The 24,521-nt window shown below is 44.2% G+C and carries 14 protein-coding genes; 10 read left to right on the forward strand and 4 right to left on the reverse strand.

The window, feature by feature from the left end:
• Positions 1-173 precede the first annotated feature (173 nt).
• The 3 genes from JJ941_RS01615 to JJ941_RS01625 form a co-directional block, all read right to left on the reverse strand.
• Complete coding sequence (locus JJ941_RS01615) at positions 174-767, reverse strand: YdeI/OmpD-associated family protein (RefSeq protein WP_255132517.1); 594 nt, start codon at positions 765-767, stop codon at positions 174-176.
• A gap of 11 nt (positions 768-778) precedes the next feature.
• Complete coding sequence (locus JJ941_RS01620) at positions 779-4,432, reverse strand: reprolysin-like metallopeptidase (protein WP_290961526.1); 3,654 nt, start codon at positions 4,430-4,432, stop codon at positions 779-781.
• Positions 4,433-4,585: 153 nt separating this feature from the next.
• Positions 4,586-8,248, reverse strand: a complete 3,663-nt coding sequence (locus tag JJ941_RS01625) for a multifunctional oxoglutarate decarboxylase/oxoglutarate dehydrogenase thiamine pyrophosphate-binding subunit/dihydrolipoyllysine-residue succinyltransferase subunit (RefSeq protein WP_290961529.1) — start codon at positions 8,246-8,248, stop codon at positions 4,586-4,588.
• A 362-nt stretch (positions 8,249-8,610) separates the two neighbouring features.
• Between JJ941_RS01625 and JJ941_RS01630 the strand changes: the two genes are divergently transcribed.
• The 10 genes from JJ941_RS01630 (at position 8,611) to JJ941_RS01675 (ending at position 23,331) form a co-directional block, all read left to right on the forward strand.
• Entirely contained in the window at positions 8,611-10,416 is a 1,806-nt protein-coding gene (locus JJ941_RS01630) for a M3 family oligoendopeptidase (protein WP_290961532.1), read from the forward strand.
• 55 nt (positions 10,417-10,471) lie between these two features.
• A complete protein-coding gene (locus tag JJ941_RS01635) occupies positions 10,472-11,935 on the forward strand; it encodes a GAF domain-containing protein (RefSeq protein WP_290961535.1) in 1,464 nt (487 codons plus the stop codon).
• Entirely contained in the window at positions 11,935-13,098 is a 1,164-nt protein-coding gene (locus tag JJ941_RS01640; RefSeq protein WP_290961537.1) for a phosphopentomutase, read from the forward strand. The genes JJ941_RS01635 and JJ941_RS01640 overlap by 1 nt, the downstream gene beginning before the upstream one ends.
• 189 nt (positions 13,099-13,287) lie before the next feature.
• Positions 13,288-14,142 carry an RNA polymerase sigma factor RpoD/SigA gene (locus tag JJ941_RS01645; protein WP_255132498.1) on the forward strand — a complete coding sequence of 285 codons (855 nt, stop codon included), beginning with the start codon at positions 13,288-13,290 and terminating at the stop codon, positions 14,140-14,142.
• Between the two features lie 118 nt (positions 14,143-14,260).
• The gene (locus JJ941_RS01650; RefSeq protein WP_290961540.1) at positions 14,261-17,137 is read left to right on the forward strand and encodes a sensor histidine kinase; all 2,877 of its coding nucleotides are present in this window, start codon (positions 14,261-14,263) and stop codon (positions 17,135-17,137) included.
• A 15-nt stretch (positions 17,138-17,152) separates the two neighbouring features.
• Positions 17,153-17,785 carry a response regulator transcription factor gene (locus JJ941_RS01655; protein ID WP_255132494.1) on the forward strand — a complete coding sequence of 211 codons (633 nt, stop codon included), beginning with the start codon at positions 17,153-17,155 and terminating at the stop codon, positions 17,783-17,785.
• Positions 17,786-17,864: 79 nt separating this feature from the next.
• On the forward strand, positions 17,865-18,677 hold the full coding sequence (locus tag JJ941_RS01660; RefSeq protein WP_290961546.1) for a hypothetical protein: 813 nt from the start codon (positions 17,865-17,867) through the stop codon (positions 18,675-18,677).
• Between the two features lie 73 nt (positions 18,678-18,750).
• Positions 18,751-20,271, forward strand: coding sequence for a hypothetical protein (locus JJ941_RS01665; RefSeq protein ID WP_290961548.1), 1,521 nt, complete (start codon positions 18,751-18,753; stop codon positions 20,269-20,271).
• 149 nt (positions 20,272-20,420) lie between these two features.
• Positions 20,421-21,755 carry a hypothetical protein gene (locus JJ941_RS01670; protein WP_290961551.1) on the forward strand — a complete coding sequence of 445 codons (1,335 nt, stop codon included), beginning with the start codon at positions 20,421-20,423 and terminating at the stop codon, positions 21,753-21,755.
• Between the two features lie 40 nt (positions 21,756-21,795).
• The gene (locus tag JJ941_RS01675) at positions 21,796-23,331 is read left to right on the forward strand and encodes a hypothetical protein (protein ID WP_290961554.1); all 1,536 of its coding nucleotides are present in this window, start codon (positions 21,796-21,798) and stop codon (positions 23,329-23,331) included.
• Positions 23,332-23,412: 81 nt separating this feature from the next.
• Here the strand turns inward: JJ941_RS01675 and corA are convergent, their stop codons facing one another.
• Positions 23,413-24,513 carry a magnesium/cobalt transporter CorA gene (gene corA, locus JJ941_RS01680; protein ID WP_290961557.1) on the reverse strand — a complete coding sequence of 367 codons (1,101 nt, stop codon included), beginning with the start codon at positions 24,511-24,513 and terminating at the stop codon, positions 23,413-23,415.
• Positions 24,514-24,521: the final 8 nt, after the last annotated feature.

The following is a 24,521-nucleotide window of genomic DNA, read 5'->3' on the forward strand; positions in this document are numbered from 1 at the left end:
TTATATATCACCAATTTGTTAGGTTAATTCGAACAGCAATCGGGTAAATCTATTGCATATAAAGCATTAAGATTAATTTAGCCGGAAAAACTACAACTGCAAATGGATATGGCTAGTTATGGGAATAAGAAGAAATTACTTAAAGAGGGTTATGATATATGTTAAAAATTTAACTACTTCTGATACTTATCACTTAACCCGATTCCCTGTTTAATCATCGGGATGATTTTATCCAGCCGGCGTTGTTTGGTAGCTTCTTGTTTGGCTTCGGAAATGTATTGGGCATATTCCCGCTGCCTGCCCGGAGTCAGCTTCCCGAATTGTGCTTTTAAACCTTCATCTTTTGAAAAAGCCGTTGCCAGCAGGGGAGGAATCTTGGGTTTTCTCTTGGTATCGATTTTAACTTCTTTACCGGCTTTCTGATTCTCGATGGCCTGATGCAGAAACTCAGTAATAATTTTGTCGTCCATTTCTTCAAAAGCATGGTACCTGAGCTGTCGCATAGCCTTCGTTTTTCCTTCCTGGGCATTGTGAAGATGTCTCTCAGGGTCGTCCAGCAAAGCTCCATGGAAAAACCAAAGTCCGAAGTGCTCCTTAAAAGCCCCGATTCCTACAACGTTTTTTCCCTTCAGGGAATACACGGGCTGCCCCCATTTGATGGACATATCCAGTTCGGTCTCCGATATTAATTTGTGAAGGTGCCTGAGACTTTTTTCCCAGCGTTCATGCTTTTCTATGTATGCTTCAATAGACTTGATTTTGGCCATAGCAGTTGAGCTTATTTCATTAAGAGCATTTTTCGGGTTTGCACAAATTCTCCGGCCTCCAGGCGGAACAGATAGACGCCACTGGAGAGCTGATCAGCTTCAAATTTCACGGTATGAAAGCCGGCTTCCATCGGTTCATTAACCAACAGTGCAACCTGCTGCCCAAGAATATTATACACGGATACAGTTACTACCCGGGCTGAAGGTAGTCCAAACTGAATGGAGGTGGATGGATTAAACGGATTTGGATAATTTTGAAGTAATTCGAATTTAGTTGGGACATCAGGATTTTCAATGGAAACGAGTTGTTGTTTACTCAGAATCAATTCATAACGGTTATCCTCGTTACCCGTGTTTTGCAAAGTGAATCCATTCTTTTGGGGGCTGTTTTCTGAGCTGATATCCAGCTCTATTTGTTTCCCCGGCTCAATGTGTTGTTCCCAGTCTCCCTTTCTTAGAATGAAATCTACACCTGATAAGCCTTCAGTATCTGTAAGAGAGAATTGTACATTTCCGGAAGTATTAGACTGTATATTTAACGGAATGCTGAGTTCCTGCTCAAATTGAGGGAGAGCATTGATGTCGAAGTTAAGATCGTTTTCACCTATGGTAGAGAGTAACAGATAATTTTCGGCAAGCGGACTCATTTTAACAGCGTCCAGAGGGTCTTTACCGGAGAGCGCCCCGTCTTTAAATAATAGGTATGTGCTATTGGTAAGACCGGTTTGGTTGCCGGTAACCTCAAATCGGGCGTAAGAGAGATTTTCTGATTTTCCGTAGAAGTCACCGCCGGTTGTTATATCATCAGACTTGAAAGCAAGAGTCGCATCATTAGAAACGGTAGATGCTGATTGCACAAAAAATGCCTGAAAGGGTTTGATTAAGCCGTTGGTTAAATCGCCGACTCCACTGCTGTAGCTTTTCCAACTGCCAGAATTTACGTCATAAGCATAAACCGGGTTGTTTAGCTTGTTACTTCCGGTGTTGGCCAGAATGTCATCCCAATCTACCGTAGAGGGAAACGGGTTCCCTATAAGAGTATATCCATCTGCATTTTGGTTGATGCTGCCGGTCCCTAAAGTAGTTGTGCTTAAGCTGGATGAGCCCTCAACAGTAAGCAGCTTCGGGAAACCTCTGCTGGTAGAATCACCATACACCGATTCATCAAAAACATACATTAGGAAAGCATCGCCGGTCTGAATGGTGGTATCCAAATCCGCAACGGGAGTCCAGCCTTCGTTCGTGGAGCCTGCAAAGGTTTCATCCCACGTCCATACATTGGGGCTGCCGGTGGTTACATCTGCGTTGGTGGCTCCCTGTGTATGCAGCGGCTCAAGAAAATCCTTCAGGTTAATGGCAGTAGGTGCAGAAAGCATGCGATAGCCTTCTTCTCCGGTCAGCTCGATAGCAAACTGATCATTTGAATATAGATTATTGGGATCGATGCGAAGGTCTATGGGAATGGTCAAAGAATCATTATTGGGATCGTTGGTTTCCAGGTAAATGGTACCTTCATAGTTCCCTTCATCATTTTCATTGCCATAAAAGGTGACGGTCATCGTGTCTTTTTCTCCGGGGCGGATAGTCACGCGGTCATCACTGATGGTTAGAGCCGGTCCATATAAATCTTCAGCTGTGATGTGAATATCATCCACATAGATGTCATAAGAGGAAGAGCTTGGTAAAGATATCTCAAGCCTGGCAGGAATATTATAGCCTACATTGGTGGTAGTCCTTTCGATACTTTCATAACTGTAATTTACCGTACCATTGTTCTCGGTAGTAATTTCAATACCAACATCGGCCCAGTCATTAGTAAGTTGTACATCACTAAAAAAATAACGGTAATAACGGCTTCCGCTATAATTGCCATAGAAGCCGACATATCCGTCATTTTGTTCAAGAAAAACGCCTGCCGCCCGGTATTCATTGGGTGAGTAATAGCTTAAAAAAGCCCGGGGATAGCTTCCTGCAGAATAGATTTTCATTGAAATGTTATAGGTGCTATAGCGAGATGTATTAGCGAAATAGGGTGAGGATATATACAGAGAGCTTGAACCTGAAGGTATTCTAAGTGACTGTGAACCAGATGCTGCTTGTGAGGTGGTTATTTCGAACGTTTCTGTATCGTCATAAGTCACCCAATCATTAACTGCCGAATAAGAGCCGGCATCAAAACCTTCTGACTCTTCAAAGCCATAAAAAATATCCAATGGTTGCTTAATATTTTCTGTCTTTCTCATTTTCAGGCTGGATGAGTAGGCCATTTCTCCATCCAATTTAATTTCTAAGTCGGAGTTGCCGGTATTCTCAATGATAATATCTCGTTTTGATACTCCGGAAGGGAAAACGGTATCAGCAATAGAAGTGGTGGTTAGAGTTAGCGAAGGAGGGTCAATAACGGTTTCCCGGTAGTCGGCAATCCAGTTTTTGGTTAATGTCATTGAAAGGGCATTATCTGCAGGTGCACCGGCTCCATTATAGGTTCCTGAAGCACTGTCTATATACGTAACCCTTGGATTGGAAAAGTAAGGAATTTCAGAGGAGTTAGAATCCCCATAGTGCATAACGGTATTGTAATTATTTCCGTCAGAGGCTTCAAAATAGTGCCCGGTTGAAAACTGGAACATAGCTCCAGATTTATCTGCTGCAGACGAACTTTGGGTTCGGCCATGGCCATTTCCAAAATTATGACCAATCTCATGCATCAACGTATAGCCAAAAGATAATTGTTGAACACGATTTACGGAATGACTGTAAACGGGAGAACCACCAATGTCATCAGGAACATAGCCCAGCCCGCCGGTATCTTGAATTGAGTCGACCAGAGCGACTAAGTCGGCTCCAAACTGGTCTCTCAGGCTGTGTATATCAACAGTGTCGGAGGTGTGGGTGCTTCCGGCGTACGTGTTATCAGCCATGTTCGACAACACATCTGAAGTGCTTGAAGCCGTCGGATCATCAATCTCTACATATCCCAAATAGCGGATTTTAAGGGGCAGAGCCGAGTTTTCTATAATGTCTTCTTTAAAATTCTCATTCAGGGCAAAGATTTCATCTATATCGTTTGTGACACTGTTGTTGGGTCCGGATGCCCAGGCTTTTGCTGAAGAGGTATAAAGAATCAGGACATCAACGGTGGTAGTATCAGAGAATTGATCGAGATCATAAACCGGGTTGGCATAATTCCCACCGGGGGAGGTGGTCTTTGCCATAGCGGCAGAGACGGATGTCATCTGATCAACTCCGCATGCATGAACTTCTTCACTGATCTCAAAAAACTGATAAGCTCCGTTCTCATAACGAAGCCGGTAAGGTTTACCTTCAAAATGCAATATCCCGGAGAGCTTGTCATCTTTAATCATTAGGTGGCTGTAGCTGTTCTTCCCATTCAGTGGATATCCGGATACACCTGTATAACCAAAATTAAGCTTCTTCCTCTTTTTAATGGTTTGAAAGTACTGTTGGCCATCAAACTCAAGCTCTAAGGTTTCTCCCTGTCTTATGGAATGAAGAATTCTCTGCTCTTTTACTTCCGCCGTGTATGTTGCTGCAACACCGATCTTGGCTTTGGTTTTTGTGAACGAGAAATCCTGTGCAAAGGTGGGAATACTGAGAAATAAAGACAGACTCAGAATGAATAGAAATGATACGATCGATCTCATAAGATATGTTTTGTGAATATTGCCCCGATAAATGGTCTATACTGACCTTAATAAAAATGGGGGCTACTTACAAACCATCGGAAGGAGTACGGCAATAAAAAAGCCCTGCACAAATTAATGGGCAGGGCTTTCAAATAATTTTGAAGAACGTGCCTAAACTTTCATGGCATCTTCGATCAGCTTATTCTGCTCGGCTTCGTGAATCTTCTTCTGTCCCGCCGCGGGCGAAGCAGATGCCTGTCGGCCGGCATAGCTGAGTTTCTGTCCGTCTTGCAGGAGCTCCATAAATCGCGGAGCAACAAAATTCCAGGCTCCCATATTTTTGGGTTCTTCCTGACACCACACAATGTCTTTCACATTGGTGAAGTCTTTAAGCTGCTCCTGGATCTCATCGTCAGCAAATGGGTAGAACTGCTCCAGCCGGGCAATAGCCACATTTTCGACCTCATTCTCTTTTCTGTACTTGAGAAGATCGTAATAAACCTTACCGGAACAGATAACCAGGCGCTTCAAATCTTTAGGATCTGTGAAGTCTTTATCCACAATAAACGGCTGGAATTTGCCATCAGCCAGTTCATCTCTGCTGGAAGTGGCCATAGGGTGTCGCAACAGGCTTTTCGGCGTCATTAAAATAGCCGGACGCTTATTCTCCTGAAGGGCCTGACGACGCAGCATATGGTAATACTGAGCCGGAGTGGTCAGGTTCATAACCTGCATGTTATCTTCTGCACAAAGCTGAAGGAATCGTTCAAGTCGGGCCGAGGAGTGCTCGGGCCCCTGACCTTCATAACCGTGCGGGAGATTCATAACCAGTGCAGATTTCTGTCCCCACTTCGCTTCACTTGAAGAAACAAATTGATCAATAATCACCTGGGCGCCGTTGGCAAAATCACCAAACTGTGCTTCCCAGATCACCAACGCATCCAGCTTTTCCGCACTGTAACCGAATTCAAAGCCGAGCGCTGCAAATTCACTCAATAAACTGTTATGAACATGAAATTTGGCCTGATCATCAGAGAGATTATTCAGGGGGGTGAACTTCTGATTGGTTTCAGTTCCGTGTAACACGGCATGGCGGTGAGAAAAGGTTCCCCGCTCTACATCCTGTCCGGTAAGGCGAATGGTAGTACCGGTTTTGAGGAGCGAACCAAAGCACAAGAGTTCAGCAAATCCCCAATCGATTTTCTTTTCATTTTTATCGACAATTTCCGCTCTTTTAGCCAGCTGCTTCAACAGTTTGGGGTTGGCGTCAAAGTCTTTAGGTACGGTGTTCAGTTTAACAGCGATTTCTTTGAGCTCTTCGGCCGGGTAGGTTGTATCCGGGTAGGCTTTCCATTTGTCCTGAGGTGTTTCCGTACGGTCAATCAGGTTTTCTGTAATTTCAAGATTTGGTGCTTTTTTGGCATCCTCAAAAGCTTCCTGCAGCAGCTGATCAAACTCATCAAAAATCTGCTGGGTTTCTTCTTTGGTGAGCTCGCCGTTTTTCACCAGGTGCTCGGTGTAAAGGTCACGCACCGGCGCATGATCGTTAATTTCTTTGTACATGCCCGGTTGTGTGAAAGCAGGTTCGTCGCCTTCGTTGTGCCCATGCTTACGGTAACCGATAAGGTCGATAATAACATCCTTACCAAACTTCTGGCGGTAATCGAGCGCCATTTTCATGGCATGAACGGCTGCTTCCGGGGTATCTCCATTAACGTGGAAGATGGGGGCAAGAATCATTTTTGCCAGGTCGGAAGCGTATTCCGTTGATCGGCCGTCTTTAGGCAGAGTGGTAAAACCGATTTGGTTGTTGATGATGATATGCATCGTACCGCCGGTTTTATATCCTTCCAGCTGCGACATATTCAGGGTTTCGGCAACCACACCTTGTCCGGCAAAAGCGGCATCGCCATGCATCAATACGGGAACTACGTGCTTCTCGGCATCTTCTTTCTCATGATGATCCTGCATGGCACGAACGGCGCCTTCCACAACGGGATTTACCGCTTCAAGGTGAGAAGGGTTTGGCATGAGCTGAAGATCAATTTCCGCTCCATTGGCCGCTTTATGAACTCCCCTGGCACCCAGGTGATATTTAACATCACCGGAGCCCTGAATAGAATCAGGATCTATGTTTCCTTCAAACTCGGCAAATACGCGGTGATACGGTTTGTTCATGATGTTCACCAGCATATTCAATCTGCCCCGGTGGGCCATACCCATAAACATCTTCTCAATTCCATGTTCACCGGCTCGTTCCAGCATAAAGTGAATCATTGGAATCAATGTGTCGGCACCTTCAAGAGAAAAGCGTTTGTGCCCGATATATTTCTTATGCAAGAACTCTTCAAAGGCCATAGCCTGATTGAGCTTGTGCAGGATTTCCCGCTTGTCATTTTTCTCAAGCTGGGCATTGTTTCCGGTAGATTCCATGGATTCACGGAGCCACTTACGCTCTTCGAGATCCAGCAGGTGCATATATTCAACACCGATATTTCCGCAATACGTATCACGGAGCAAGCTGATGATTTCACGCAGCGTAGCTCGCTCTTTACCACCGAGTCCGCCACAATAAAACTCACGGTCCAGATCCCACAACGACAATCCGTAGTATTCCAGATCCAGTTCCGGGTTTTTACCGGGTTCTTTTTCAAGGGGATCAAGATCGGCAAGTACGTGTCCGCGCATGCGGTACATATTAATCAGTCTCCATACACCAACTACACGACTGTCGTGTTCCAGTGTAGGTGAGCCGCCGCCAAATGGACCGGAATAGGTATCCTGTCCGTATGGGAGAGGCTCATAAGGGATATCCAGATCAGCAAAAATCTGCTCATAGAAATCTTCCTGACCGCTGAGCAGGTCATCCATTTTCTTCAGGAACATGCCGGATTCGGCCCCCTGAATAACGCGATGATCGTAGGTGGAAGTCACCGTCATCACCTTGCTGACACCCAGCTGATTGAGTACGTCTTTAGACATCGCGCGGTACTCAGCCGGGTAGTCAATAGCACCGGTTGCAATAATGGCACCCTGGGTTTTCATCAGTCGGGGAACGGAAGAAACCGTTCCTATAGTCCCCGGATTGGTAATACTAATGGTGGTATTCTGAAAGTCTTCAATCTGAAGCTTCCCGTTCCGCGCTTTGTTAATAAGTTCCGCATAGGCATGCAGGAACTCTTTGAAATTCATTTTGTCAACGCCCTTGATGTTCGGCACCACTAAGTTGCGGGAACCGTCTTTACTTTCAAGGTCAACAGCTACCCCCAGGTTCACAGAATCAGGAACCACACGGTAGTGATTGTCGTCTTTGTACAGGTAGGAGCTGTTCAGGTTTGGAAATTCTTTCAGCGCCCTGATAATAGCCCAGGCGATAAAATGGGTAAAGGAAGCCTTGGGTTCATTTCGTTTAAGCAGATGACGATTAATGATCGTGCGGTCTTCAACCATCATTTTAACCGGAAGCACGCGAAGTGAGGTAGCCGTGGGCACTTCCAGGCTCTCATCCATATTCTCTACAATCTTGGTAGCCACGCCTTTAATTTTCTCGAGCGTGGCATTTTTTGGCGCCGCCACATCTTTCTGTGGCTTTTTCTGCTCTTTAGCCGGGGCTTCCTTGGCTTCAGCGGTATCTGCGCCATTGGCTTGAACCGTGGTTGTACTTTCAGACGGCTGAAGTTCTTCGGGCTCGGTAGCATCTACCGGTTTGCCTTCAAGCTCGTCAAAATAACGTTTCCAGTGGGCAGGAACCGATTGCGGCTCATTTTTATATTGATCGTATAATTCTTCTACGAGTGCAGAGTTAGGGCCAAATACGGCTTCAAGTGATTTCAATGGTTGTTAACCTCTACAGGGTTTTTGGCAGCGATTTAAATAGGTAATGAAAATTCGGCTCCAATGGTTCAGATTTTGAAGCATTGGCATATATTTTTTAGTAACCCGAAAATTAAGGATTACATTCTTAAAAAACGATATTTTCTGAAGGGTGTAAGTTACAAATACGCAAAGAGTAAAAAGGAATAATTATAAAGATAGAGGTGACGATAATTACGTCTCACATTTCATTTTCTTGCGGGCAACTGTTTGCTGTTTTTCTATACTAACTTTTAGTTGGAAAGATGTCTTTAATTCGCTTTCAGCAACCCCTATATTCAGGTTCTCAAAAACACAAAGCGACAGACTCAAAAAATCAGGAAATGAGCGAGAATTCATCAAAGAAGAAAGAAACAGGGGCTGAAAGTATAAACTGGGATCTCACCGACCTTTATTCATCCAACGAAGACCCACAACTGGCTAAAGATAAAAAGCAGGTTGTGGAACAGGCGGAAGCTTTTGGGGAAAAATACCGAGGCCGGGTTGCTGAACTTTCACCGGGTGAATTCAAAAAAATGCTGGATGAGTATGAAGAAATTTTAGACCGGTCCGGTAAAATTGGCTCCTTTGCTTATTTACAATGGTCAACGGATACTACCAATACCGCTTACGGAAAGTTGGTGGCAGAGTCGAATGAGCTGTCATCAGAAGTAAGCCAAAAACTGGTTTTTCTGGATGTGGAATGGATGCAGGTACCGGATGAGGAAGCTCAAAAAATGATTGAAAGTGAAGAGCTGAGCAAGTACAAACACTACCTGGAAAGTTCCCGAAGGTACAAAGAGCACGTGCTGGAAGAAGGTCAGGAGAAGATTATGTCAGCCAAATCTGTAACCGGCCGAAGTGCGTGGGTCCGCTTTTTTGATGAAACGCTGGGGGCGGCAAAGTTTGAGCTGGATGGCGAGGAACTGAGCGAGCAGGAAGTGTTGAGTAAACTGCATGAAAGCGACCGTGATTTACGAATCCGGGCCCATAAATCGCTCACGGATAAATTCAATGATCTGAGCCGGCAGCTTACATTTGTATTCAACACCATACTTGCCGACAAATCTACAAACGATAAACTTCGCAAGTACGACAGCTGGATTGATTCACGAAACCTGTCTAACCAAACCGATAAGGAAACGGTGGATGCCCTTGTTGAGTCTGTGACCTCAAAATACGAGCTGGTTCAGCGATACTATAAGCTAAAGCGCGATTTGCTTGGGCTGGACGAAATGAAGGATTATGATCGCTACGCACCCATCATGGAGAATGAGGCTACGATCGACTGGAATTCTGCCAAGGAAATGGTGCTGGATTCCTACACTAATTTTCATCCGGAGATGGGGGAAATCACCTATAAGTTTTTTGAGAAGAACTGGATTGATGCCGCCATAAAACCCGGTAAAAGAGGCGGGGCTTATTCCGCAGGTACGGTTCCCTCGGCTCACCCTTATGTATTCATGAATTTTGACGGGAAAATCCGAGACGTACAAACACTGGCTCATGAACTGGGGCATGGAGTGCATCAGTACTTGTCTCGCCAGCAAGGAGTTTTGCAATCATCAACGCCGCTGACCACAGCCGAAACGGCTTCTGTATTTGGTGAAATGCTGGTATTTCAAAAGCTGATGAAAGAGCTGGATGACCCCAAAGAAAAACTGGCATTACTGATTGGCAAAATTGATGATACCATCGCTACCGTTTTCCGCCAAATTTCTATGAACAGATTTGAGCATGCCATGCATACGGCACGGCGGGAAGAAGGAGAACTCACCAAAGAACGGTTCTCAGAGCTTTGGATGGAACAGCAAAAAGCGTTGTATGGAGATTCGGTGACTTTAACGGATGAGTATGGCATTTGGTGGAGTTATATCCCGCATTTTCTGCATACTCCCGGTTATGTGTATGCCTATGCATTCGGTGAACTGCTGGTGCTGGCTTTATATGAAGAATACACGCAGCGCCCGGAAGGATTCCCGGAAAGATATATGGAGCTTCTGAGTGCCGGTGGGGCTGAGTGGCCGCATGATTTAGTAGCTAAAATGGGACTTGATATCACCCAGCCTGACTTTTGGAACAAAGGTCTGGCATCTTTCGAACGCATGGTAGAAGAAGCTGAGGAAATGGCTAAAGAGCTGGCTAATTAAATTCCCTTAAATTTCATACACTCCAATAGCTTAACACACTTATAAATTACCGAGAATGTCTTTAGACCGACAAGAAAAAGCCTTACGGGAATACAAGCAGATCCTTCAGGATTTGGTGCATTTATTGCGAACATCCACGAAAGTTCAACTCTCTTACTTATGCTGGGTGAACCGCGCCCGGCAACAATTTGTGTGGGAAACCAACAGCACGGGACTTCCCAATGTGATGTTTCAGGATCGAGTAGCATTTGAAAATCATTTCCTGAATGAATTTAAAGATACCGATGAAATCATTCAGTTGATGGTGGGGGAAGACATCGAGAAAGCAAAACTCATCCACTATTTTGATTTTGTACAGGCCAAAAACATTCTGATTGTACCCTTTATAAACAAAGGGGAAACGGTAGCACTCACAGTTCTTGAAAGTGAGCAGGAGATAGATCAGGAAGCTATACAGGATCGCATCATGGCCTATAATAATGCCTTGGTAAATGTGCTGGATACCTATCTTGAAGTGGTTGATTTACACGAGCAGCAGCAGGAGTGGGAAGATTACGAAGAATCTCTGAACAAATTGGATTACCGGGGACATAAGGTCGAGATTTTTGCCACGATGATGGAAGAAATGCAAAAAAACCTGCCGAATGGCGGGGCAGTACTTCTGGCACCCGGCATGGAATCCTGGAATGTTATATTGCGTACTCAAAACTCAAAAAATCCTCCGAAATTAGGTCTTCAGCTGGAAGAAAAAAGCGTGGCCTATGAAGCCCTTGAAAAGGGAGAACCTATTTTCACGATGCATTTCAACAACAATCCCCGGAGGATAACCTCAGCAGAAAAAAGAACGGAAGGGGCTACCTTTGCTATCCCGGTGATGATCCACGACCGGCGGCAGGGAGTGGTGGTTTGCTATGATAACGATCCGCTGACCTTCAAAGAGTCCACCAAGCACAAGTTGTCGAATATGGTGCGGATAGCCGCTTTGAGTGTGCAATCTTCGGTGAAGAAATCCGGAATAGTGCAGGAAATCCTGACGCAGAATTTCGGCGCTTTTACTCCCGAGCTTTGGGAAATTGCCCTCAATAACGAGTTGGCAAAGCTGAAAAAGGGATCACCGGAAAACACCTGGCTGGGTTTGGTTGCCCCGGATGATGTTTCGGCACTTCGGACAAAATTCAGGCTGGAAGACCTCCAAAAAATCCAGACAGATTTTGTCACAAACCTGAACCCCTCCAAATATGGAATCCCGGGTTTTGTAGGCTATAACTCTGATTACGTATATGCGGTTCTGATTCAAAGCGATGACGAAGAAGCTGTGTCGTTCTGGATGGAAAAAATGAAGTCGAAACTGGAAGCAGGACTCAATCTATCCATCGGTGGAACGATGCGTCCTCAATTCAAGGTCGGCTATACAAAGCTTACCGATCAATCGGTGAACGCGTACCAGGTGATGGAGAAAGCGAAGAAAGCCTTAGCTAAAGTAATGAACGATAAGGAAGCTGAACTGGTGGAAGCATAATGGGAAATGCCTACATCATTGTTGTAGATGGATTGGGAGTCGGTGCGCAGGAAGATGCTGATCAATATGGCGATGCCGACATGAATACGCTGGGCCACGTAAGTGAGCAGACCGGAGTTAAGCTTCCAAACCTGCAAAAAATGGGAATTGGAAATATCATTCCTCTGGCTTCGGTTCCGGAAAATGAACAACCGTTGGCTGCCTATGGCAAACTTCGTGAAGTTTCAGCAGGCAAAGATTCTACCACCGGGCACTGGGAAATAGCGGGTATTCAACTCGAAAAACCTTTTCCTACTTATCCGAATGGTTTTCCTGAAAAAGTAATCAAGGATTTTTGCGATGGAATAGGGGTGGAAAAAGCCCTGTGTAATAAACCCTATTCAGGCACTGATGTAATTCGGGATTATGGAGAAGAACACCTCGAAACCGGATATCCCATTGTATATACTTCGGCCGACAGTGTATTCCAGGTGGCTTGTCATGAAGATGTTGTTCCGGTAAAGAAACTGTATGAGTGGTGTGAGTTTGCGCGTAATAAAGTCTGTATAGTAGACCATGAAGTGGGGCGGGTCATTGCCCGTCCGTTTACCGGAAAGCCCGGGAATTTTGAGCGTATCTCCGATAAACGTCACGATTACTCGTCGGTTCCTCCGGAAAATAACCTGGTGCAAAAATTGAATGATTCCGGAGTAAAAACATATTCCATTGGTAAGGTGGCCGACCTGTTTGCCGGAAAAGGATTCACCCAATATCGCCCCACTAAAAGCAATGCAGAAGGTATTTCCCAGCTGTTGAGCTTGATGTCGGCTCAACTTGATAACAGCTTCGTATTTGTAAACCTGATTGATACCGACCAACTATTCGGGCACCGGTTAGATCCCGAAGGGTATGCAGGAAGTTTAGAGGAATTCGACCGGGCTATTCCGGCGATTGTCTCTAAAATCAGGAAAGATGATTTACTGATTATTACCGGAGATCACGGAAACGATCCATGTTCGGACAGCACCGATCACTCCAGGGAATTTGTGCCTTTACTTGTATTCCCAAAGGGCAGAGCTGAGGCTGAGAATCTTGGAACAGGAGAAACCTTCTCAAATATAGCCTGCAGTGTGGTTGAATTTTTTGAGCTTGAGCATGATTTTCCCGGGAAATCATTTGTCTGATTTAATTAGAGGATGATAATACTGCTGCATCCATTTAATATTCAGCGAGAATTTCGTATATTGTTCAATTGTAAAATTCATGAAGTCGCAGACGCAATATTTAAGCTTTTCACGCGTGTTTACACAAAGCTTATAACACATATCATCTGCGCATTAGCGTACGCAAACATTCATTAAACGGTATTTACAGTGGCAAAAAGTTCTGGAATCTCTACCCGCGAGTCAGAGTCATTAGATCGGTATCTGCACGAAATTGGAAAAGAGAAACTAATTACCCCGGATGATGAAGTCCGGCTGGCCAAAGAAATTCAGAAAGGGAGTCAGAGAGCACTCGAAGATCTTACCAAAGCAAACCTTCGATTCGTAGTTTCAGTAGCAAAACAATATCAGAATCAGGGCCTATCTCTCGGTGATTTGATCAACGAAGGAAACCTCGGTTTGATTAAAGCTGCCAAGCGATTTGACGAAACCCGTGGTTTCAAATTCATTTCATACGCGGTATGGTGGATTCGTCAGTCTATTCTGCAGGCGTTGGCCGAGCAGTCCCGTATCGTTCGTTTGCCGCTCAACCGTGTGGGTGCCCTCAATAAAATTGGTAAAGAGCTTTCTAAACTGGAGCAGGAATATGAACGCGTTCCCTCCGCTCATGAGCTTGCGGAAAGCCTCGAAATGACGGTTGGCGAAGTTGCTGACACATTGAAAATTTCGGGCCGACACCTGTCGATGGATGCGCCGTTTGCCCAGGGTGAAGATAATCGCCTGTTAGACGTTCTTGAAAATGAAGAGATTCCCAACCCTGATTTCGATCTGATGGGTGAATCTCTGAAAGTGGAAATTGAACGAGCACTTTCAAAACTAACAACCCGTGAAGCGGAAGTAATTCGGCTGTATTTTGGAATTGGACGTGAGCACTCCCTTACACTGGAGGAAATCGGAGAACGCTTCGATCTTACCCGTGAGCGTGTACGTCAGATTAAAGAAAAAGCACTTCGTAAATTACGACACCATAACCGAAGCGCTGCATTAAGAGCCTATCTCGGATAATATTCGGGTAGTTTTATTCGTGAGATATAAGTCCCGCACAGATTTTTTTGTGCGGGACTTTTTTATATCCGGTATTTCTGCCTACTAATCTCCGATGGTTTGCGTTACATTTACTGCGATGAAAAGATTACTGCTCATAGTTTTAGTTATAGTAGGCTTCACGGAACTACTCGAAGCACAGCGCTACCCGTTCAGAACTTTCTCAATTGAAGAAGGACTTAGCGAATCGGTTGTTTATGACCTTGCCCAGGATGATGAGGGATATGTTTGGCTGGCTACAGGTTATGGACTGAACCGTTTTGACGGCATCCGGTTTCAGAATTATTTTGAAGAACATGGGCTCAACAGCAGCCGGATCCGCTCTTTATTTAAAGACAGTGAAGGTAAAATCTGGATTGGTTCAGAAGCGGGGGTAAATTACTGGCATGCCGATAGTATTCACTCGGTTCCCGCACTCTCATCCCTCCGTAATATGACGGTGATAAGTATGTATGAAGACCGGCTGGGAGACTTCTGGTTTGGAACAGATGGTAACGGGGTTTGGCAGTATTCCGAAGGCCAGCTACTAACGCAATACTCCACATCTAACGGGATGGTGGATAATCGAATCCGGGCTATAGCGGAGCGTGATAACGGTGAAATTTGGTTCGCGACAAGAGAGGGTATTACCATATTGCGGGATGGCAATTTCGTAAATATCACAGAGGATGATGGTTTACCAAATCAGCGAATTCGTGACCTGAAAGTAGATGAGAATAATACAGTTTGGATAGGTACACGGGGAGGACTTATTAAATATGAAGGAGATCAGTTCATCCAACTGAATAAAGAAGACGGACTTGTGAACGACCTCGTACAAACACTGTCAGTTACCAAAGATGGGGGTATCTGGGTTGGCACTGAAGAGGGAGCCAGTTTTTACGATGGAAATGCATTTCAAAACTACACGGTTGAGTCTGGCTTGTCAACAGAAATGATGTTTTCATCGATGCTGGACCTGGAAGGAAATATATGGTTGGGATCGTACGGTGGGGGAGTAAATCTTTTTTTGGGTAATTATTTTGCCAATTATGATGTGGAACATGGGCTGCCAAGTAAGCTGGTTACCTCGTTTGCTAAAGACGGAGAGGGCAGGTTTTGGATCGCAACTTATGGCGGAGGCATCACCGCTCTTGAAAACGGTACGTTCAATGATCATAACGTTAATAGCAGGCTGCCGGATAATCAGGTGTACACTCTTTTCACCGATTCCAAGAAGCGTATGTGGATTGGAATGGGGGAAGGGCTGGCTTATATAAAAGATGGCCGGTTGAAGGTATTCAGCGACCGTGAGTTTCCGTATCCAAGAGTTCGGAATGTGATGGAGGCTTCGGACGGGACGTACTGGATCAGCACCTACGATGATGGCATCATCCATTACCGAAATGGAGAGTTTTCCCAAATTACCTCAGACGATGGACTGGCAAGTAATCGCGTTTTGATTTCCATTGAAGGGGATGATGGCTCGGTCTGGATTGCTACTTATGGGGGAATTACCCGGTTTAAAGAGGGCGAATTTCAAAGTTTTGCCATTCAGGAAGGCCTTCCGAATAATGCAGTCATGAATCTTCTGAAAGATGACAAAGGCAGGATTTGGGCGTCTACCTTTGGCGGCATAGCCTGGTTTGACGGCCTCAAATTTCAGAGTATCACCCAAGACGACGGATTGCCGGACCGTGTTTGCTATTTCATTCACCAAAATGAAAATGGGTTATACTGGATCGGTACTACGGAAGGAGTGGTCAGGTTTGATGCTGATGAATACTTTAACGGAGATCCTGATGAACAACGGCAGGCTTTCAAGGTATTGAACAAGGAACTGGGGCTTATTGCGAATGAATTGAACCTGGGGGCCGTCTATGAGGATGAGCAGGGATACCTTTGGTTCGGTACGGTAGAAGGGCTTAGTCGGTTCAACCCAAAAGCCTATAAAGGAAATCAGGTTCCTCCTAAAGTTCATATTGTTGGGGTGAATGTATCAGGCAGAGAATACCGGCCGGATGAGCGCTTCTTGCTTTCCCATGAAGAGAATAACATCGAGTTTCAGTATGCGGGGCTTAACTTTACCGCGCCGAATCAGATTCTCTATGAATATAAGTTAAACGGAATTGATAATGGTTGGCAGCAAACTTCAGCCCGGTCGGTGAAATACCCTTCCTTGCCACCGGGGGAGTACACTTTTCAGGTGCATGCCCGGAATATTAATGGAGCCTGGAGCCCGGATATTGAGAAAGTTAAGTTTACAATCACAGCCCCGTTTTGGATGCAATGGTGGTTCTGGATATTGATGCTGGCTGTGGTGGTCGGTATCATATCGCTTTTCTACAATTATTATCGGGCCCGTAAAATGATAGACATTGAGCGTATGAGAGTACGAATTGCCAGTGATTTACACGACGATGTAGGTGCCAGTTTAACCGAGATAGCTCTCCAGTCAGACTTTCTTCAGGCCGGAGATGCAGATACCGAATTCAAAAAATCGTTGGAGCAGATTGGGAAGCAATGCCGGAAAATTGTATCGAGCCTGGATGACATCGTATGGTCGATTGATGCACGGAATGACACTCTCGGAGATTTGACGGATCGCATGCAGGATTATATCCTTCATACGCTGGAATCAAAAAACATGCAGGTGAACTATGATTTTGATAACCTGAATATGGAGAACAAGCTTCCGGTGTCGGTGAAAGAGAATGTGTATTTGATTTTTAAGGAAGCCGTTAACAACATCGCCAAGTACTCCAACGGAGATCGGGTGGATATAAAAATGGAAAACCAGAATGGCTATTTTGAATTTTTGATCGCCGATAATGGTACTTCCGGTAAAGGCACGAAGAAAACCGGGCATGGATTACGTAACATGGATATGCGAGCAAAAAGAATTGGCGCAGATATTACTATCAATACGGAGGATGGGTACTCGATTAAAGTTGAGGGAAAATTAAATACTAACTAAGGAGCAGGTTTAGTCATGGCTGTCATTGGAATTGTAGAAGACAACAAGAAGATCAGAGATTTAATACAGCGGTATTTGGATATGCAGAAAGACATGGAGTGTCCGGTTGCGGTCGATTCCGTTGAAGAGATGCTGGATTATCTCGAAGAACATCAAAAGCCTGAAGTGATACTAATGGACATTCAGTTGCCCGGAATGTCGGGGATTAAAGGCATGGAGGTTATCAAATCGAAGTACCCTGAGATTGAAATCATCATGCTTACGGTTTATCACGATTCACACAAAATCTTTGATTCGCTGAAGGCGGGAGCTTCAGGGTATTTGCTAAAGCACACTTCACTCCCTGAAATAAAAGAGTCTATAGAAAACCTGTTGAAGGGTGGAGCACCGATGTCGCCACAAATTGCCCGGAAAGTGATTTCTCATTTCAACGAAGAAGCACCCAAGAAAAATGAAGACAGCATGCTCACTAATCGGGAGCAGGATATCGTAAACGGGTTGGTTGATGGACTCAGCTATAAAATGATCGCAGACCGCTTCGATATTTCCATTGATACTGTCCGGGCCCATATCCGAAACATTTACAAAAAGCTTCATGTTAATTCGAAAGCAGAAGTGATAGCTAAATCGTTACGTGGTGAGATATGATAGTTAGCATTATCATGTTATTTTTTTTGGCAGATTCACCAGATAAGTTATTTTAAATTGTTGAACAAAATCCGGTGCAATGAAATATTTGGATACTAAGAACTTCATTATAATACTGATGCTTTTCTTTGTGAGTGTAGGTTGCGTTACACAGTTAAAAGTATCCGACTCAATTTCAAAGTCCTATGATAACTATATGGCTTTGGAAGCATCCGGTATCTACTATAAAAGCTATGAAGTTCAAGACTGGTATGATGAGCATTATCTTACCGGTTATCAGGGGGAGGCGGTTGCTCATAAATCTACTGAGAAAAGCGAGATAGAAGCTGAATCGCCTGATTCTGAACCAGATGTTCAGGAAGATTACGATTTCCCAGATCTGAAAGATCCCAGACTTCATTATAATCACCGTCATTACATTTGGGGGGAAGGATTTGGTGTTTATTTTGCATTTCAACTTGGCCGTTCTAACTCATTTTATCATAACAGAGGTTTAAGCGCTGCCGGCCATTGGTATTTTAGCCCTACCGGCCATTGGTTCTATAACTGGTATCCTTTTTATGGTTCCTTTGTCAATACAAATCCATACGACAGTTATTGGGGTGCTACCGATTATGCATATGCTGACCTCTATAATAGCTACACCCATGCTGAGAAGTACCGAGATCGATACAGAAACAGGAGAGGGTATATTCCTTCATTCACAACAGAAAGCCACAGGTACAGAGTAAACTCATCTGCCGTGGAACGATCCAGCACCAGAAAAAGAAGCAGCTCAGTTGATAACGCCAGGGTTAGAAGTACCGGGCGTTCTTCTGCCGGCGATGGTTCAACGGGTCGCTCAAGAGGTTCATCTGAAGGCGGTGATTCACGCTCACGTGGAGGCAGTTAATTGCTAAAGAAAGTCACATCCGACTGTGCTTCTTTACTAACCCTTGGCCTAATCTAATCTATATCTTCTTTATATGAGAAAGCATTCTCTGATACTGATACTATGCCTGTATTTATTCTCAACTTTTGAAGTTTATGCTCAGGATCAGCTCAAGCCAACCAGTTTCCAGAACCTGGCTCTGCAATTTACCGGGTCGGATATAACGGCAAGCTCTTCGCCAGTAATGCCGTCTGTAGCAAATGCATATGGGCACGGCAGCTATATGGATAATCCTGCTTCCATGGCTTTGATGCCAAATAGTGAATTTTCGCTCAGTTTTTATCAGCAAAATGCTTCTACAGAAAGCTACTATCTGGGAAACAGCGTGGATTCAGAAGCTGCCATAAACAGACTCGGAAACATCGGCCTGACCTATAGCCTCCCTACCCTTGAAGGAAGTATGGTGATCGGAGTCGGATATAGCAGGGTGATATCTGAGAACCGAAGTTTCGGATTTTCGGGAAGAAATTCAGATAATACCATTACAGATTCTTTTCTGGATGAAGGGAATGAATTCCATGACCTCGCTTTCGATACCTATGCCATCGACTGGGGAGATGTAGATCGAACGTACCTGGAATCAATTTTTAGAATCGGGTTTGAACCGGGTACGTTCCCGGGAATTAATCAGGACGGGAAGATAAGTTCTGAGACGTTATCAGGAGAGTATTCAGCTTTCTTTGCTACAGAATTTAGGCGAAATTTATTCATTGGCATATCTGCCGGATATATGCTTGGAGACTTTAACTATGAAAGAAGTTTTCTGGAGATAGATTCCCGAAATGACTACGACGGAGACTTTATTGAAGGAAGTGATATTGATAACATTTTGGTTCGAAATCAGCTCGATTCAGAATTTAGTGGTTGGATTTTCAGGGGCGGAGCGGTTTACAAATTTAATGGAGGGATTAATGCAGGCATAAGCTATGTGCTTCCCTCAACGTTTGATATTTCAGAGCTATTCTACTATTCCATTCAAACCTCACTGGATGATAATTCCGAGCCATTTTTCTCTGAAATAGAGCCTTCAGGTAGTTTCAGGTACAGGATTAAGAAACCGGGCATACTAAGAGTTGGGGTAGACTATGAAATCAAAAAGTGGATAAGGCTTGCAGCTTCGGCCGAATACATCGACTACTCGAAGGTCAGCTTTGATTTTGTATCTGACAGGGATGCACGGCTTACTGATATCGAATTCTGGAGAAATGAACAGCAAAGGCAGAATAACTTTGCTGAGAATAACAACAAGGCTGTTTTGAATGTGAAAGTAGGAGCCGAGCTTTCAATTAATGAAAATATGAAGGGTAGTTTGGGGTATTCTTACTTACCGGGTAAGTCAGAGCTTGAATACAGTGATGCTCATGAATTTTCAGGGGTATTCTCTGTTGGTTTACTGAATAATTTGCAGCTTAATGTGAGAGGATCGTATCTGCTGAAGGAGAATCAAACAACACTTTACAACTTCATTGATTTTGATAATGAGGCTCAAACTTCCAAATTCACAGCAGATGTACAAAGATTTAGAGTAATGGCAGGGCTAAAACTTCAATTTTAAGTTGATGGGGCTACCGAGATACTATTTTTATCTGAAGGGAAAACGATTTAGCCAATAATTATATTAGCATTAACATGTGATAAAATTTGGGCTGTAAAAGTTTCATCTTTTTCGTGTAATTTAAAATGTAGTCTTGAAAAGGTGCCATCATGAAATATTCGAAAGCAACAAACCGGTTTTTTCTACTTCTTTTGCCGTTCTTATTCACAGGCTGCTACACTCAATTTCAGACCTTCGATCAGTATCCTTTAGAGAACGACCGATATTCGGATTACTATTCCTGGAGTAGGTTCGAAAAAGGAGCTTCAGCAGATGCTGATGATACCGGTACTTCTTACTACAATAATGGGGATGAGGAATACCTTGACGAACAACTGGCGCTGGAAGAAGATGGTATTTACTACATAGACTACGAAACAGAGCAGTGGTACAAATCACACTTCGCAGATAAAATGTACTGGAAAGGATACAGTGCCGGTTATAACGATGGTTTCTATGATGGGTCGTTTCATCACCCATATAGTTCATGGTTCAGCTATAACAGGTATGGATATGGTTACGGCTATGGATTCTATGACTACTACTATCCACGGTACGGATCTTCAATCTGGATAAGTTTTGGCGGGTTTCATCACCCACGGTTTTATGCCGGCTATTTTGGTCACTGGGGATATTACGGCCCGTATTATGATGGCTACTGGGGGCATCCTTACTATTCCTACGTACGGGTTTATAATAATTATCACCGATCAAATAAATATCGCAGAAGCGCAGATCTTTATTATAAAGGTCCCCGGGGCAGTGGTTTTGCCAATGGTAGTGACTACAGAACCCGATCTGGTAACGGCATAACCCGAACAAGAAATTCCGGGCTTACACGGACACGAGGCACTAATAATGGAGTAAGGGTCAGAGGTACAGGCTCATCAACCAAAAGAGGTTCATCGGTTGGACGAAGCAGCGGTACCCGAACCAGAGGCTCTTCAGTTGGCAAAAGTCGTTCAGGCTCCAAAAATAATGGCAAGAGCAGAGGGAGCGGATCTTCGGTTGGCCGTGATCGTGGCAGTAAGGGAAGTGGCAGCAGCGGCACCCGGTCAAGATCCCGCGGAAACGATAGTGCTTCATTAAGCAGTACTTCAGTCAGAACCATTGACATTTCTGATTTTAATGGCCGCTCTTATACTATTCCGGCGCGTAAAGTCAGAACAAATGGGTTGAACCGATCCTCTTCTTCCAGATCAGCATTCAGCAGTTTTGGGAATTTATTGAACCGGTCTATCTTCAAATCAACTTCATCTTCATTTGACTTCAATTCGCGCAGTCGGATAAATACAAGCAGCTCCAAGGGCAATTACTCCAGAAGTACGCCCCGAAAAAGTTCCGGCACTAAGGTGACGCGAAGTTCATCTTCCAGTCGTTCTTCCGGTACCCGAAGCAGAGGTTCTTCAAGCAGCTCCAAAAAGAGAAGTCGCGGCGGAAACTAAGCTACCGAAATAACCAACTTTAAATTATTAATGATCATCTATGAAGAGGATTCTATTTTTTCTCTTGGTACCCTCGCTGTTTATTTCATCGAAATTATATGCGCAGGATGGCAACACACAAGTATCTTACTCAAACCTGGCCCTGCAGTTTAGTTCGTGGGATTTTAATGGTGATGCCGGTACCGGTTTATTCCCCTCGGTTGCTTCCCCCAACGGGTATGGAAGCTTCGCAGATAACCCGGCAAGTATAGCCTTTATTGAAAACGGATATGTAAGCTTCAGTCTGTTCAACAACCGTTCAGATTACGAAAACAGCTACCTGGGAAATACCATAAAGGCCGAAGACCAAAGTACAAAACTGGGAAATCTTGGCTTTGTGTATAAAATGCCTACCGAGCAGGGGAGCTTTGTTTTGGGAGGCGGGTACAATCAGATAAGTAATGAACGAGAAGTGTACCGGGTGGGAGGGCGTAATTCGCAAAGTACGATTACGGATGTTTTCAGAGAGCCTTCCAGCGACTATTACGATATTGCTTTTGACACCTACGCCATAGACTGGGGAGATGTTGATTCAACTTATCTTGAATCTATATTCAGGATTGGATTTCAGGAATACCCGGGCATTACCCAGGATGCTGAAATTACACATACTACCAATGTCGGAGAGTACTCGTTCTTCTTTGGAACCGAATTTCAAAAAAATCTATTTGTAGGGATTTCAGCCGGTCTGACAGCCGGAAATTATACCTACAGGCGAGATTTCCTGGAGCTGGATGACCGTAATGATTACAACTTCAATTTCATCCCCTCGGATGTTTCGGATGAAGGAACGGACATTCACAGCATTTTAACGCACGATGAAATTGATGCCGAAATCTTGGGTTTCTCACTCCGGTCGGGACTTATTTACAAGGTGAACCCTAAACTGAATATTGGTATCAGTTATTTACTTCCATCCACGTTGGTGGTCAGGGAAAGCTATTATTCTTCTATACGAACCGAGCTGGACGATAACTCAACTCCGTTCGAAGCAGATTTTGCCAGCAGTCAGGATTATGAGTACCGGATTAGTAAACCCGGGGAACTGAAAGCAGGGATTGCTTTGAACAATATTGGTAAGTTCAACTTTTCCGTTTCCGGTGAGATGATAAACTATTCCAATTTAGAGCTGGATCTTGTTTCCGGGAACGATCTGGATTTTGACCAGGAAGTTGAACTCAGGGATGAAGAAGAAAGCCTGGAAAGCTTTATGGGTTCTTCCTACCAAAGAGTGATTAACCTGAAAGGCGGGATAGGCTTTGATGTAAATGATGATGTAACCCTGAAGGCCGGCTATGGATACCTGCCGGGCAAAAGTAATATTTACGAAGCCGATCGAAATATATTTTCAGGTGGATTCTCTGCGCGGGTTTCTGAGAATATCGTGCTGGATGTGATGGGGCAATATTCGTTTTGGAGCGACCGTTCAACACTGTACAACTATTTCGATTACTCAGATAATGTGCCCCGATCAGAAGTAGTTGATTATCAAATAAACACATTGAAGATATTGGCCGGAATAAAATTTCTGTTTTGAAAATGAATTATTGAATCCCCAATAATACCTCCGTAGTTAGTTAGAAAAAGGTCTCGTGATTGAGACCTTTTTTTATGGTTTCTACAACCAGTCTTTTTTTCTGAAATAGACCACCATTCCCATGGTAGCTACAATCATTAGCCCCCAAACCGTTGGGTAAGCCCACTTCCATCCAAGCTCGGGCATATACTCAAAATTCATTCCATAAATACCGGCTATGAATGTAAGCGGAATGAAAATAGTAGCGATAATAGTCAGCACTTTCATCACCTCATTCATTTTGTTACTGACCTGAGACATATACATATCAAGCATACCCATGGCCATATCCCGGTAGTTTTCTATTCCGTCAATAATTTGAACGAGGTGATCATAAACATCCCGAAAGAAGATCTTGTTATCCTCATGGATCAGATGAGATTCTTCTCTTAGCAACGAATTCAGGCTGTCGCGAAGCGGCCATACGGATCTTCGGAAGAAAATCAGTTTGCGACGCAGAGCATGAATTTTTTCAGGAATTGATTCGTCGGATTTTTGCAGGATTTCATCTTCAAGCTCTTCAATTTCATTGCCGATTTTCTCCATCACCTTCATGTAATGATCCACGATGGTATCGATAAGGGCATAGGCAAGATAATCGGGACCGTGCTTTCGAAGGCGGGGTGCCGCATTTCTAAGTCGATGTAATACCGGTTCATATATAGGGTAATCGTCTTCCTGAAAAGAAAGAACCGAGTTTGGTGATAACACAATGCTTACCTGCTCCACTTTCAGTTCACCGGTTTCATCCTGGATTCTCATCATCCGCAATACAAAAAACATATGCTCGGAATATTCCTCGATTTTCGGCCGCTGCTGGGTATGCAGAATATCTTCCTGAATGAGAGGATGGAGATTAAAATAGTTCCAGATTTCCTTTAGTTTTTCAATATCGTGAAGGCCGCAAACATTAATCCAGGTTTTTGAGGGAGAGTCGAGATAGGGCTTGCTGTCATCAATTTCAGAGATATCGTGCTCTGACAGATGCTCTACATCATAGTCATATAGGTGCATCAAGACGTTTTCCAGTCGCTTCTCTCCAGTAAAAAGGAGTGTCCCCGGAGCCTGCCCGGGCTTTTTGGAACTTTGCTTGAGTCTTAAAAAAGAGGGTATAGGAAGTCTGTTCTTGATTTTTTTCATCATATGGCCTG

It is taken from the genome of Gracilimonas sp. (genome assembly GCF_017641085.1).
Taxonomy (GTDB): Bacteria; Bacteroidota; Rhodothermia; order Balneolales; family Balneolaceae; genus Gracilimonas.

Excerpts from the sequence above, each read along its gene's own strand:
- corA (WP_290961557.1), bottom strand. The coding sequence starts at position 24,513 with ATGATGAAAAAAATCAAGAACAGACTTCCTATACCCTCTTTTTTAAGA.
- JJ941_RS01665 (WP_290961548.1), top strand. The coding sequence starts at position 18,751 with ATGAGAAAGCATTCTCTGATACTGATACTATGCCTGTATTTATTCTCA.
- JJ941_RS01630 (WP_290961532.1), top strand. The coding sequence starts at position 8,611 with ATGAGCGAGAATTCATCAAAGAAGAAAGAAACAGGGGCTGAAAGTATA.
- JJ941_RS01615 (WP_255132517.1), bottom strand. The coding sequence starts at position 767 with ATGGCCAAAATCAAGTCTATTGAAGCATACATAGAAAAGCATGAACGC.
- JJ941_RS01635 (WP_290961535.1), top strand. The coding sequence starts at position 10,472 with ATGTCTTTAGACCGACAAGAAAAAGCCTTACGGGAATACAAGCAGATC.
- JJ941_RS01655 (WP_255132494.1), top strand. The coding sequence starts at position 17,153 with ATGGCTGTCATTGGAATTGTAGAAGACAACAAGAAGATCAGAGATTTA.
- JJ941_RS01620 (WP_290961526.1), bottom strand. The coding sequence starts at position 4,432 with ATGAGATCGATCGTATCATTTCTATTCATTCTGAGTCTGTCTTTATTT.
- JJ941_RS01670 (WP_290961551.1), top strand. The coding sequence starts at position 20,421 with ATGAAATATTCGAAAGCAACAAACCGGTTTTTTCTACTTCTTTTGCCG.
- JJ941_RS01660 (WP_290961546.1), top strand. The coding sequence starts at position 17,865 with ATGAAATATTTGGATACTAAGAACTTCATTATAATACTGATGCTTTTC.
- JJ941_RS01650 (WP_290961540.1), top strand. The coding sequence starts at position 14,261 with ATGAAAAGATTACTGCTCATAGTTTTAGTTATAGTAGGCTTCACGGAA.
- JJ941_RS01675 (WP_290961554.1), top strand. The coding sequence starts at position 21,796 with ATGAAGAGGATTCTATTTTTTCTCTTGGTACCCTCGCTGTTTATTTCA.
- JJ941_RS01640 (WP_290961537.1), top strand. The coding sequence starts at position 11,935 with ATGGGAAATGCCTACATCATTGTTGTAGATGGATTGGGAGTCGGTGCG.